This is a genomic window from Blastococcus sp. SYSU DS0619 (assembly GCF_054051035.1).
This window is the reverse complement of record NZ_JBJHAM010000018.1, coordinates 71,006-83,622: the sequence shown is the minus strand read 5'-3', so window position 1 is coordinate 83,622 and position 12,617 is coordinate 71,006. Positions and strand designations below refer to the sequence as shown.

The 12,617-nt window shown below is 75.2% G+C and carries 9 protein-coding genes and 1 tRNA gene; 2 read left to right on the top strand and 8 right to left on the bottom strand.

Annotated elements, in window-relative coordinates:
- The 3 genes from tilS to dacB form a co-directional block, all read right to left on the bottom strand.
- Window positions 1-1,061 (bottom strand): tRNA lysidine(34) synthetase TilS (tilS, locus tag ACI79T_RS17120; RefSeq protein WP_456611289.1); only part of this gene is annotated, 1,061 nt, incomplete at its 3' end.
- A gap of 8 nt (window positions 1,062-1,069) precedes the next feature.
- Window positions 1,070-2,158, bottom strand: a complete 1,089-nt coding sequence (locus ACI79T_RS17115) for a zinc-dependent metalloprotease (RefSeq protein WP_456611288.1) — start codon at window positions 2,156-2,158, stop codon at window positions 1,070-1,072.
- A 48-nt stretch (window positions 2,159-2,206) separates the two neighbouring features.
- A complete protein-coding gene (gene dacB, locus ACI79T_RS17110) occupies window positions 2,207-3,634 on the bottom strand; it encodes a D-alanyl-D-alanine carboxypeptidase/D-alanyl-D-alanine endopeptidase (protein WP_456611287.1) in 1,428 nt (475 codons plus the stop codon).
- A gap of 56 nt (window positions 3,635-3,690) precedes the next feature.
- Here dacB and ACI79T_RS17105 point away from each other — a divergent pair, with 56 nt between their 5' ends.
- Window positions 3,691-4,185, top strand: coding sequence for an inorganic diphosphatase (locus ACI79T_RS17105; protein WP_456611286.1), 495 nt, complete (start codon window positions 3,691-3,693; stop codon window positions 4,183-4,185).
- A gap of 169 nt (window positions 4,186-4,354) precedes the next feature.
- Here the strand turns inward: ACI79T_RS17105 and ACI79T_RS17100 are convergent.
- From ACI79T_RS17100 to tmk, 3 genes are all read right to left on the bottom strand, one after another.
- A tRNA-Thr gene (locus ACI79T_RS17100) sits at window positions 4,355-4,427 on the bottom strand.
- 58 nt (window positions 4,428-4,485) lie between these two features.
- Window positions 4,486-5,667, bottom strand: coding sequence for a DNA polymerase III subunit delta' (locus ACI79T_RS17095; protein ID WP_456611285.1), 1,182 nt, complete (start codon window positions 5,665-5,667; stop codon window positions 4,486-4,488).
- Window positions 5,664-7,925, bottom strand: coding sequence for a dTMP kinase (gene tmk, locus ACI79T_RS17090; RefSeq protein ID WP_456611284.1), 2,262 nt, complete (start codon window positions 7,923-7,925; stop codon window positions 5,664-5,666). Before tmk ends, ACI79T_RS17095 begins: the two co-directional genes overlap by 4 nt.
- 201 nt (window positions 7,926-8,126) lie before the next feature.
- On the opposite strand from tmk, the gene ACI79T_RS17085 reads away from it, so the two are divergent.
- Entirely contained in the window at window positions 8,127-8,954 is an 828-nt protein-coding gene (locus tag ACI79T_RS17085) for a trans-aconitate 2-methyltransferase (protein WP_456611283.1), read from the top strand.
- A 13-nt stretch (window positions 8,955-8,967) separates the two neighbouring features.
- Here ACI79T_RS17085 and ACI79T_RS17080 read toward each other — a convergent pair whose 3' ends face one another.
- Both ACI79T_RS17080 and topA read right to left on the bottom strand, forming a co-directional pair.
- On the bottom strand, window positions 8,968-9,726 hold the full coding sequence (locus tag ACI79T_RS17080; protein WP_456611282.1) for a class I SAM-dependent methyltransferase: 759 nt from the start codon (window positions 9,724-9,726) through the stop codon (window positions 8,968-8,970).
- A gap of 5 nt (window positions 9,727-9,731) precedes the next feature.
- A complete protein-coding gene (gene topA, locus ACI79T_RS17075; RefSeq protein WP_456611281.1) occupies window positions 9,732-12,599 on the bottom strand; it encodes a type I DNA topoisomerase in 2,868 nt (955 codons plus the stop codon).
- Window positions 12,600-12,617: the final 18 nt, after the last annotated feature.

The window sequence follows — 12,617 nt, the reverse complement described above, 5'->3', positions numbered from 1 at the left end:
GGGTGGGCTGGGTGGGGGGGGGCGGGGGGGGGGGCGGGGGGGGCGCCGCCCCCCCCCCCCCCCCCCCCCCCCCCCCCCCCCCCCCCCACCAGACTGCCAGACGACCGGAGGACCCCTGCGCCGCCGGGTAGGTCCACCACGCCCTGCCCCCGCCACCGCGTGACGAGGCTCTCGACGGCCCGCAGGTGGACCGCCTGCAGGTCGGGGACACCGGCCGCGCGCAACCAGCCCCGCAGCACCCGGCGGCGCACCGCGGCGGGCAGCGGCTCCAGCGGCCGGGCGGGCAGGCCGCCGTCCCCGGACTCCGCGGCCAGCCGGGTCAGCTCGGCGGCGGCCAGGGCGTCCAGGGCGTCGAGGTCCTCGCGGAGCAGCTCGGCGGTGCGGGCCAGTGCGGGGGCCACGCCGCCCCCGAGCACCTCCTCCAGCAGCGGCAGGACATCGGTGCGCAGCCGCACCCGGGTGTAGGCCGGGTCGCTGTTCCACGGGTCGTCCCACACGGGCAGCCCCTGGTCGGCGCACGCCTGGCGGGTCGTGGCGCGACGGACGCCCAGCAGCGGCCGCCACCACGACACCTCGCCGTCGGCCCGCTCGGGCACCATGCCGGCGACCGAGCGCGGCCCGGAGCCCCGGCCCAGCCCGAGGAGCACGGTCTCGGCCTGGTCGTCGAGCGTGTGCCCGAGGGCGACGCGCGCACCGGCCCCGGGGGCTGCCTCGGCGGCAGCCTCGGCGAGGGCCGCGTACCGGGCGGCGCGGGCGGCAGCCTCCGGGCCGCCGTCCTCCCCCACCCGCACGGCCAGCACGAGGACCGGGTCGAGGCCGAGGTCGCGCAGCACCGCGGCGGTCCGGCGGGCGCGCAGCTCCGAACCCGGCTGCAGGCCGTGGTCGACGGTCACCCCGCCGACGCGGACGCCCGCGGTCCGCGCCTCGAAGGCCAGCGCGGCGGCCAGGGCCACCGAGTCCGCTCCCCCGCTGCAGGCGGCGAGCACCGGCCGGTCGCTGCCGCGCAGCCCGGTGCGGACGGCGTGCCGGAGCACCGCCACGGCGCGGGGTGGCCCGCTCACGCCGTCGGTCAGGCGGGCAGGGCCGGGCGGCCGAGCACCCGCTCGACCCAGAGCTGCGGTGCGGTCAGCTCCTCGACCAGCGGCAGGTTCGCCGGCCCCTCCCAGACCCGGTTGAAGCCCTCCATGCCGGCGAGCTCGATCACGCCACCGACGAAGTGCCGGCCGTCGGCGTACTGCTTCATCTTCTGCTCCAGGCCCAGCAGCCGGCGCACCACGCGGTCGACCGGGCCGCGCCCCTTGCGCCGCTGGGCGAACCGCTTGCGCAACGTGCGCACCGTCGGCACGACGTCCGGCCCGACGCCGTCCATGACGTACTCGGCGTGCCCCTCCACCAGGCTCATCACCGCGGTGACCCGGTCGAGCACCGCCCGCTGGCGGGGGTCGCGCACCAGGGCCATGAGCCCCTCGGGCTCGCCGTTCCCGCTGCTGCCGCGCACCGCATCGGTGACGCTGCGCAGCACGTCCTGCAGGCGCTCGCGCAGCACGTCGGGCTCGAGGTCGGTGGCGGCCACGAACTCCGCGATCTGCTCCTCGAGGTAGCCGGTCAGCCACGGGACGCCGGTGAACTGGAGCTGGTGGGTCACCTCGTGCAGGCAGACCCAGAGCCGGAAGTCCGACGGGTCGACGCCGAGCTTCCGCTCGGTCGCCACGATGTTCGGGGCCACCAGCAGCAGCCGGCCGCCCGTCCCGAAGATCTCGTACTGCCCGAGCACCCGGGAGGACAGGAAGGCGAGCAGCCCGCCGGCCTGCACGCCGGTTGCGCGGGAGCCGATGGCCGTGGCCAGGGCGCCCGGGCGGGCTCCCTGACGCTCGGCGAGCTTGTCGACGAGCGGGTCCAGCAGCGCGGCCATGCCGCGGGCGTTGGCGTCCGCCCAGCCGGGCCGGTCGACGACCGCCACCTCGGGAACCGGCCCCCCGGGGACCGGCCGCAGGCCGGTGAGGGCCTCGACGTGCGCCACGGCGGTGGCGGCGGCCCGGTGCAGCTCGGCGACGACCGCGGCGGCCTCCTCCCGCGTCGTGCGCGGGCCCGAGTTCACCAGGCGGCGGGCTGTGCGTCCGGCCAGGTCCCAGTCGACCATCGAGGAGGCGCTGCTCATCGCCTCACCGTACGCGGCGACCCGGTGGCGGGACGGCCGCGGAGCAGGTCAGCGGCAGCCGCAGGCGGCCAGCGTGGCGGCGATCCCGTCGAGCGACGCCTCCGCCGCCGCCTCGCTGCCGGTCGCCTCGTCGGCGACGACGGCGAAGGCGAGCAGCCGGCCGTCGGCGGTCACGACGGTCCCGGCGAGGGCGTGGACGCCCAGCAGGGTGCCGGTCTTGGCACGGACGGTGCCGGGTGCGGTGGCCGGGTCGTCGTCCCCGCGGTCGGCGAGCGTGCCGTCGTACCCGGCGACCGGCAGACCGGCGAGCAGCCCGGCGGCCTGGTCCAGGCTGCCGTCGGCCGCGCCGCGCACGAGGGCGGTGAGCACCTCGGCGGTCACGCTGTTCTCCCGCGAGAGGCCGCTGCCGTCGGCGAGGGTGACGCCGGAGACGTCCAGCCCGGCCTCCTCGAGGGCGTCGACGACGGCCCGCGCGGCCCCCTCGAAGGAGGCCGGCTCGTTCCGGGCCAGCGCGACCTGCCGGGCGAGCGCCTCGGCGAGCACGTTGTCGGACATGGAGAGCGCCTGCTCCACCAGCCGGGAGACCGGGGCCGACTGCACGGTGCCCAGCGTCGTGGCACCGGCCGGCGCCTGACCGAGGACGACCGCGGCACCGGGCGCGCCGAGGGCGTCGGCGAGCGCCGCACCGGCGTCGAGGCCGGGCTGACCGCTGCGGGCCGTCGCGCCGGGGCTGACGCGGGCGCCGTCGACAGCGGTCGCGGTGACCGGGGCAGCGTAGCTGGACGGGGCGTCGCCGGCCCCCCAGCCGCTGGCGGTGAGCGGGCCGGTGAACAGCGAGCTGTCCACGACCACGCGGGTCACGGGGGTGCTGGCGGGCAGCGCGCCGATCACCTGCGTGGCGAGGTCGGCCATGGTGGGCGCACCCGGGTAGCTCTGGGACGGCTCGGTGCGGGAGAGGGTCGGGTCACCCCCGCCGACGAGCACCACCTCGCCGGGGGTCGCGCCGCTGACGACCCGGGTCTCCAGGGTCTCGGCGGGGTCGAGGGTCGTGAGCACCGCCGCGGCGGTGAGCAGCTTCGCGGCCGACGCCGGCGTCAGCGGTGCGGCGGCATCCTGGTCGAACAGCACCTGGCCGGTGGCGACGTCGACCACCTGGGCGGTGGTGCCGGGGCCGAGCGCCGGCCCGGTGACCTGCGGCCCGAGCGTGGCCGAGAGGACGTCTGCGGAGGGGACGGGGGCGTCGGCGGACAGGGCGGCGAGGACGGGGTCGGCGGCACCCAGGTCCGGCAGCTGCGCGTCCGGGACGGCGACGGCGTCCCCGTCGGCCCCGGCGTCGGTGCCCAGCAGGACCCCGAGTCCGATGCCGCCGCCGACGAGCACCAGGAGCAGCGCCACGATGCCCAGCGCCATGCGCCGTCGGAAGCGCCCGTAGTTCGCCGTGACGACCGTCGACCCGCTCGACGAAATGCTGTCCACCCCCCTGAGGGGGGCCTGCGCCGACCGGATCCGCCCCCGTGGGCCACACTACGGTCGTGCAGTTCGACGTGACGGTAGAAATCCCGAAGGGCCAGCGGAACAAGTACGAGCTGGACCATGAGACCGGACGCATCCGCTTGGACCGGATGCTGTTCACCTCCACCCGCTACCCGGCGGACTACGGCTACATCGAGAACACCCTGGGGCAGGACAGCGATCCGCTCGACGCCCTGGTGATCCTCGAGGAGCCGACGTTCCCCGGGTGCCTGGTGACGTGCCGGGCCATCGGCATGTTCCGCATGACCGACGAGGCCGGAGGGGACGACAAGGTCCTCTGCGTGCCGGCGACGGATCCGCGGGTGGCGCACCTCAAGGAGATCGAGGACGTGTCGGAGTTCGACCGCCTCGAGATCCAGCACTTCTTCGAGACCTACAAGGACCTGGAGCCGGGCAAGTCGGTCGAGGGCGCCGAGTGGGTCGGCCGCGAGGCCGCCGAGGCCGAGATCCTGGCCTCGATCGAGCGCGCCAAGAACAACTCAACGCACCACTGATCTCCCGCCCGGCCTCCGGGACCGGGCGCCGAGCGCACCGACGGCGGCACGCCCCACTGGACGTGCCGCCGTCAGCCGTGCCCGCGTACGGGTCCGGCACCGACCTCGCGAAGCCCCGGGAACGACGCAGCGGGCCCGTCCTGGTGGACGGGCCCGCTGCGAACTGGCGAGCCGCCTGTCGGAATCGAACCGACGACCTTCTCATTACGAGTGAGATGCTCTACCGACTGAGCTAAGGCGGCGAACTGCCCGCACAGCCTACGACACCGCTCACCCGGCTCCGCGCAGGGGCGGGGGGTGTCAGGCGGGGAGACGCAGGGCGACGGTCAGCGCCTCCAGCGCCACCTGCGGCTTCACGTTCTGCTCCAGCGCCAGCCGGCAGGCCAGGATCGCGTCGATGCGGCGCAGCGCCCCGTCCGCGCCGATCCGCCGGGCCAGCTCCTCGGCGTCGGACCGGCGGTCGGGGTGGTTGAGCCGCGGTCCGATCCCGGGCGCGGCGTCGAGCACGAGCGCGTCCCGGTAGAGCCCGGCGAGGTCGACCAGCGCCCGGTCCAGCGAGTCGCGCCCCAGGCGGGTGGCCCGCGACTTCTGCCGCTTCTCCAGCTCCTTGAGCTGCCCGGCACCCCGGCTGGCGGCGGCCACCCCCGGGCCCCGGGCACCCACGCCGAGGCTGGCCTTGACCGCCTCGGTCTCCGCCCCGTCCAACGCGGCGGACGCCTCGTCGGCCTCCTCCTTCGCCGCGCCCACCAGGTCGTCGGCGGCGTCGAGGCAGGCGGCCAGCGAGACCAGCCGCAGGGGCACGTCGAGCACCGCCTTGCGGGACATCCGGGCGTCCTCGTCGCGCGCCAGCCGGCGGGCGCGGCCGACGTGCCCACCGGAGGCGGCGGCCGACCAGGCCGCCATGGCCGGGTCGACACCGTCCCGCCGCACGAGGACGTCGGCGATGGCCTCGGCCGTGGGCGTGCGCAGGCTGACCAGCCGGCAGCGCGACCGGATGGTCACCATGACGTCGTCCGGGTGCAGGCTCGGGACGCAGAGCATCACCACGGTGCGCGGCGGCGGCTCCTCGATCATCTTGAGCACCGCGTTCGCCGCGTGCTCGGTCATCCGGTCCGCGTCCTCCACCACGATGATCTGCCAGCGGCCCTGCGACGGCGCCCGGCTGGCGCCCGTCACGATCTCCCGCGCCTCCTTGGCGCCGATCGACAGGCCGTCCGGGACGATGAGCTTCACGTCCGCGTGGGTGCCGGCCAGTGCGGTGCGGCAGGCGTGGCAGGTGCCGTCGCCGCCCGCCGGGCACTGCAGCGCGGCGGCGAACGCGCGCGCCGCCACCGACCGGCCCGAGCCGGGCGGCCCGGTGAACAGCCAGGCGTGGGTCATCGCCGCGGGGTCGGTGACGGCGGCGCGCAGCTCCTCCACCACCGCCGGCTGCCCGATCACCTGCTCCCAGACGCCTCCCGGCGCGGTGCCCGTGGCGGTCACGGGTGCAGCTGAGGGGTCGAGCCGGTCTGCGCGTGCGGGCGGTGGGGCGCCCACTCCACGTTCCCGTCGTGGCGGAGGGCGGGCTCGACCCGGGCCTCCGCGCCCGGCTGGGCGAGTGTCTGCAGCGGGAGCCCGGACAGCAGCTCGGCGACCCGGACGCGGATGGCGGCGGCGAGCTCGTCGGGCGACTTCCGGGCGTCGAGCACGAGGTACCGGTCGGGCTCGGACTCGGCCAGCGCGCAGAACGTCTGGCGCACCCGCAGGTGGAAGTCCAGCGACTCCGACTCCAGCCGGTCGGCGGCCGCCCGGCCGCGGGCCCGCGCCAGCCCCACCTCGGGGGGCAGGTCGAGCAGCACCGTGAGGTCGGGACGCAGGCCCTGCGTCGCCCAGCGGGAGAGCATCCGGATGTCGTCGAGCGGGATGGTGCGCCCGGCACCCTGGTAGGCCAGCGAGCTGTCGGTGAACCGGTCGGTGATGACGACCTCGCCGGCGTCCAGTGCCGGCCGCAGCACGTCGTTCACGTGCTGGGCGCGGTCGGCGGCGTAGAGCAGCGCCTCGGACCGCGGCGAGATGCCCACGTTCGCCCGGTCGAGGACGATGGACCGGATCCCGGCCCCCGACGGGGTCGCGCCGGGCTCGAACGAGGCGCGGCACACCAGCCCCTCGTCGGTGAGCCACTCCTGCAGCCGGCGCACCTGGGTGGACTTGCCGGCGCCCTCGCCGCCCTCGAAGGCGATGAGGACCCCGCCCCCGGCCAGCCGCCGGCGGGCCGTGGTGTCCCGGCGCAGCGCCGTCACGACGTCGGCGAGCAGCGGCACCGGCCGGCCGTCGTCCATCTGCCGGTAGGCGATCACGCCGACGCCGATCGCCAGCAGGCCGGCCGCGAACAGCATGATCCGCTCGCCGGAGAGCTGCAGCGCGACCGCGCCGAGGTCGACCTCGTGCCGCCCGATCAGGCCCACCCCGATCGGCACGAGGGCGAGCGAGATGATCAGCGCGGCCCGGACCAGCGACTGCACGATCGCGAAGGTGCGGCCCCGGATCTCGTCGGCCACCTCCGTGCCGATCAGCGTGATGCCGGCCAGGAAGGCCATGCCGGCGAAGAACCCCATGAAGACCACGAGCAGCAGCGAGATCCACAGCGCGAAGGACCAGGACAGCAGCACCACCACGATCCCGGCGCCGACGATCGCCACGCCGAAGACGCGTTCGCGGGCCAGGTCGCGGGCGACGCTCGGGCCGACGCCGATCCCGAGACCGAGGCCGACGAAGACCGCGCCGAACAGCAGCCCGTAGGCCGCCTGCCCGCCGCCGAGCACGTTGACGTAGGCCTGACCGGTCGCGATGATCGCGCCCGCCGCGACGAAGGCGCCGGTGATGCCCACGACCAGACCCCGGATGAGCCGGGTGTGGCCGGCGAAGGAGAAGCCCTTCACCAGCGAGCCCAGGAAGCTCTCCTGCTGGCCGACGACCGCACCCTCGGCGCGGCGGCCGCTGATCGAGGGCAGGTTCCAGATGACCACGGCGGCGACCAGGAAGGTGAGCGCGTTCAGGTAGAGCGCGAGGTCCACCTCGTTCACGCCGGGGAGCACGTCGCTGACCCGGCTGCCCACGCTGGTGAGCACCGCGAACACGATCGCCGCGACCACCGGCGTCAACCCGTAGGTGGTGACCAGGGAGAGCTGGTTGGCCGCCTCCAGCTGGTCCTTGCGCAGCATGTTCGGGACGGCGGCGTCCTTGGCCGGGATCCAGAAAAGGCTGAACGCCTCGATGACGAACTGGGCGATGAACAGCCACACCAGGTTGTCGACGATCGGGATCGACGCGAACAGGGCGAACCGGAAGACGTCGGTGACCACCATCGTCTTGCGCCGGTCGAACCGGTCGGCGAAGGCCCCGGCCACCGGGCCGAGCACGATGGCCGGCAGCAGCCGGAACAGCAGGACGCCGGCCAGCGCGAAGTTCTGCGCGGCGTAGTCGTCGAAGGTCAGCGTGGCGGTCACGGTGATCGCGAGCAGGCCCAGCCAGTCGCCGAAGCTGGACAGCAGCGTCGACAGCCACAGCTTGCGGAAGTCGTTGATGCGCAGGACGGCGCGGATCTTGGCGACCTGCCCGACGCCGCTGCCGCCGTCGTGCGCGTCGTCCGCCCCGGGTGCGTCCTCCGGCAGCGGCGGCGGTGCCGCCGGCGGCACCGGGGTGCCGGCCGGTGGCAGGCCGTCGCCCGGGGCGGCCACGTCACCGACCGGTGCACCGGTCACCGCCTCGTCGCGCGGCGGTACCGGTGGGGTCGGGTCGGCCGGAATCGTGAGCTCCCAGGGTCGGTGGGCGGAGGGGCGGAGCAGGCCCCGGCGGGGCCACGGTACCGGGCCGACCGGACGATTTCGCCGACTTGCCACCCGGAAGGGATCCGTCACCCACGGGCCGGCAGCGGGGTCCCGCCCCGGCTAGGGTCGGGGACGATGACCGCGCCCGGGGACCCGACGCACCCGGTCGGCGACTCTTCACCCGCCCGTTGGCAGCCGGACACCTACCTGCGCTTCGCCGGGGAACGCGCCCGGCCGTTCGCCGACCTGCTCGCCCGGGTCGATGCGGAATCGCCGGGCCGCGTGGTCGACCTCGGCTGCGGCGAGGGCGCCCTCACCGCCTCCCTGGCCCGGCGCTGGCCGGGTGCCCGCGTCACCGGCGTCGACTCCTCCCCCGAGATGCTGACCGCCGCGGCCGCGTGGGAGCTGCCGGGCCGGGTCGCCTTCCAGCTCGGTGACGTGCGCGACTGGGCACCGGACGGGCCGGTCGACGTCGTCGTCAGCAACGCCGTCCTGCACTGGGTGGACGGACATCCCGGCCTGATGGCCCGGTGGGCCGCGCAGCTGGCACCGGGCGGCTGGATCGCCGTCCAGGTGCCGGGGAACTTCCGGGCTCCCACCCACGCGCTGCTGGCCGAGCTCTGCCGGTCCCCGGAGTGGGCCGGCCGGCTGGCCGACGTCGCGCCCCGGGCGGACACCGTGCTCGACCCGGCCGGCTACGCCGAGGTGCTCACCGCGGCCGGACTGTCGGCCGACGTCTGGGAGACGACCTACCTGCACGCCCTCTCCGGACCCGACCCGGTGCTGGCGTGGGTGCGGTCGACCGTGCTCCGGCCGGTGCTGGCCCGTCTCGACGAGGACGCCGCCCGCCGGTTCACCGACGCCTACGCCGCCGCCCTGCGGGCCGCCTACCCGCCCCGCCCCGACGGCACGACGCTGCTGCCCTTCCGGCGGGTCTTCGCCGTCGGCTCCCGCCCCACCTGACCGCCGCAGCCGCTCAGCGAGAGCTGAGCCGGTAGGCGTGGGTGCGGTAGGGCAGGTCGAGCACCGGGCGCCCCCGGGTGCCAGGGTGGTCGACCAGCAGCTGCCGGATCCCCGCCAGGAACTCCTCCCGCCGGGCGTCGTCCATCACCGCCACGTAGCTGCGGGTGGCGATCCCGCCGACGACGTCCTCGGGCGGCACCCGCTGCACGATCTGCGACTCGACGACGTCCACGTCCGCCGAGAGCTCCCCGGCGAACCGGTCGACCACGCGTTGATCGGCCTCGTGCCCGCGCGCCGCGTCGGCGATCAACTCCTCCAGCGCGGCGACCCAGGGCACCCGGTCGTCGCGGGTGTTCCAGATCAGGCCGAGGACCCCACCGGGAAGCAGCACCCGGCGGATCTCCCGGGCGGCCGGCGCCGGGTCGAACCAGTGCGCGGCCTGCCCGGCGACGACGGCGTCCACCGTTCCGTCGCCGGCCGGTAGCGACTCCGCCGATCCTACGGCCGTGCCGACACCGGACAGCCCGGCGGTGAGCTGGGCGAGCATCTCCGGCGACGGGTCGACCGCCCGCACCCGGTGCCCCAGGTCCCGCACGACCGCCGTCAGCAGGCCGGTCCCCGCGCCGACGTCGAGCACGTCCAGCGGCCGGTCCCGGCCGACGAGGAAGGCGACGGCGTCGGCCGGGTAGGTCGGGCGCAGCGCCGCGTAGCCGGCCGCGACCCCGCCGAACGACCGCGCCCGCGCCCGCAGCACCTCGTCCGGACCCGGCACGCCGATCAGCCGGCGGTGACCGGTGCGGCGGTGTCCGCCGCCTTCTTCGCGCTCGTCTTCTTGGCCGCCGCCTTCTTCGCGGTGGTCTTCTTCGCCGGCGTCTTCTTGGCCGTGGTCTTCTTCGCGGCCTTCTTCCTGGTCGACGGCCCGGCCGCCCGGCGGTCGGCCAGCAGCTCGGCCGCCCGCTCGATGGTGATCGTCTCGACGTCGTCGCCCTTGCGCAGGCTGGCGTTGGTCTCGCCGTCGGTCACGTAGGGGCCGAAGCGGCCCTCGCGGACGGTGATCTGCCCCTCGGTGACCGGGTCGGGGCCCAGCTCCTTGAGCGGGGCCTTCGCCGCGGCGCGGCCGCGCTGCTTGGGCTGGGCGAAGATCGCCAGCGCCTCGTCGAGGGTGACGGTGAACAGCTTCTCCTCGCTGTCCAGCGACCGGGAGTCGGTGCCCTTCTTGAGGTAGGGCCCGTAGCGGCCGTTGAGCGCCTGGATCTCCTCGCCGTCGGGTGCGGTGCCGACGGTGCGCGGCAGCGTGAGCAGCTTGAGCGCGTCGTCGATGGTGAGCGTCTCCGGCGACATGGAGGAGAACAGGCTCGCCGTCCGCGGGGCCTCCTTGCCGTCCTCGGGGACGACGGTGGTGACGTAGGGGCCGTACCGGCCGGCCTTCACCACGACCGGGTGCCCGGACTGCGGGTCGGTGCCCAGTTCGCGGTCGCCCGACGGCGCCTCGAGCAGCTCGCGCACCTTCTCCTCGGTCAGCTCGTCGGGCGCGAGGTCCTCGGGGATGCTGACCCGCCCGCCGTCCTCCCCCGCCTGCAGGTACGGGCCGTAGCGGCCGACCCGGGCGACGACCGGGCGGCCCTCGGGGTCGGTGGCGCGCAGCGGGATGGAGTTGATGCCGCGGGCGTCGATCTCCTCCAGCCGCTGGCCGATCACGTGCTTGAGGCCACCGGACTGCGCGATGGCGCCGGCGTGGCCGCCCTCACCGCCGAAGTAGAACTCGGTCAGCCAGGTGACCCGCTGCAGGTTCCCGCCGGCGATCTCGTCGAGCTCCTCCTCCAGCGAGGCGGTGAAGTCGTAGTCGACGAGCTGGGTGAAGTACTGCTCCAGCAGGTTCACCACCGCGAAGGCGACGAAGGAGGGCACCATCGCGTTGCCCTTCTTCCAGACGTATCCGCGGTCCTGGATCGTCTGCATGATCGACGCGAAGGTCGAGGGCCGTCCGATGCCCAGCTCCTCCAGCCGGGCGACCAGGCTCGGCTCGGTGTAGCGGGACGGCGGCTGGGTGGTGTGCCCCTTGGCGTCCAGGGCCTGGGTGTCCAGCTGCTGGCCGCGCTCGAGCCGGGGCAGCCGGCGCTCGGCGTCGTCGCTGCCGTGGTCGTCCTCGCCGGTGTTCTGGGCGCCCTCGTCGCGGGACTCCACGTAGGCGCGCAGGAAGCCGGGGAAGGTGATGGTGCGCCCCGACGCGGTGAACTCGACCGCCTCGTCGGTGCTGCTGCGACCGGCCAGCCGGACGCTGACGGTCTGCCCGACGGCGTCGGCCATCTGCGAGGCGACGGTGCGCTGCCAGATCAGCTCGTAGAGCCGGAACTCGTCCCGGGCCAGCCCGGCCGCGAGCTGACCGGGCGTGCGGAAGCTGTCCCCGGCCGGGCGGATCGCCTCGTGCGCCTCCTGGGCGCCCTTGGCCTTGCTCTTGTAGCGCCGGGCCTCGGCGGGCACGTAGGCGTCGCCGTACAGCTCGCGCGCCTGCTGGCGGGCGGCGTTGATCGCCTCGTCGGAGAGGTTGGTCGAGTCGGTGCGCATGTAGGTGATGTGGCCGTTCTCGTACAGCCGCTGGGCCACCCGCATCGACTGGGCAGAGGACCAGCCGAGCTTGCGGCCGGCCTCCATCTGCAGCGTGGAGGTGGTGAACGGCGCGTACGGACGACGGCGGTAGGGCTTCTCGTCGACCCGGCTGACGCTCACCTGGCGGCCCTCGAGCCGGGCGGCCAGTCCGCGGGCGCCGGCCTCGTCGAGGTGGACGACGTCACCGGTGGTGCGGCCGGTGGCGGGGTCGAAGTCCCGGCCGGTTGCCACCCGGCTGTCGTCGACGCTGACCAGCTTGGCGCGGACCGTGGTCGGCTCGCCCTCGTCCGCGCCGTCGGCGCGGCCGGGGACGGCGAAGGTGCCCTCCAGCGACCAGTAGTCGGCGGCGGTGAAGGCCATCCGCTCGCGCTCGCGCTCCACCACGATGCGGGTGGCCACGGACTGGACGCGGCCCGCCGACAGCTTGGGCAGCACCTTCTTCCAGAGGACCGGGCTGACCTCGTAGCCGTACAGGCGGTCGAGGATGCGCCGGGTCTCCTGGGCATCGACCAGGTCGGTGTCCAGCTCGCGGGGGTTGGCGACGGCGCGGGCGATGGCCTCGGGGGTGATCTCGTGGAAGACCATCCGGCGCACCGGCACGCGCGGCTTCAGGGTGTCGATCAGGTGCCAGGCGATGGCCTCGCCCTCGCGGTCCTCGTCTGTCGCGAGGTAGATCTCGCTGGCGTCCTTGACCAGCTGCTTGAGCCGGGTCACCTGCTGCTTGCGGTCGGGGCTGACCACGTAGAGCGGCTCGAAGGAGTTGTCGACGTCGACCCCGAGCCGGGCCCACGCCGCGCCCTTGTGCTCGGCCGGCACGTCGGCGGCGTTCCGCGGCAGGTCACGGATGTGCCCGACGCTCGCCTCGACGACGTAGCCGCTGCCCAGGTATCCGGCGATCTTGTTCGCCTTGGTCGGCGACTCCACGATGACCAGCGGCCTGCCGCCGGACGCGGCCGACCCCCGGCGGGCGGGCTTCTTCGCCGCCCCGTCGGTCGTCGGGTCGCTCTCGGCTGCGGGCTTCGTGGTCTTGGTGGGCACGGGACTCCTGTCGGTGGT

Bases quoted from the DNA above. Each gene is read 5' to 3' on its own strand.
- ACI79T_RS17115 (WP_456611288.1), bottom strand. From the start codon at position 2,158: ATGAGCAGCGCCTCCTCGATGGTCGACTGGGACCTGGCCGGACGCACA.
- ACI79T_RS17085 (WP_456611283.1), top strand. From the start codon at position 8,127: ATGACCGCGCCCGGGGACCCGACGCACCCGGTCGGCGACTCTTCACCC.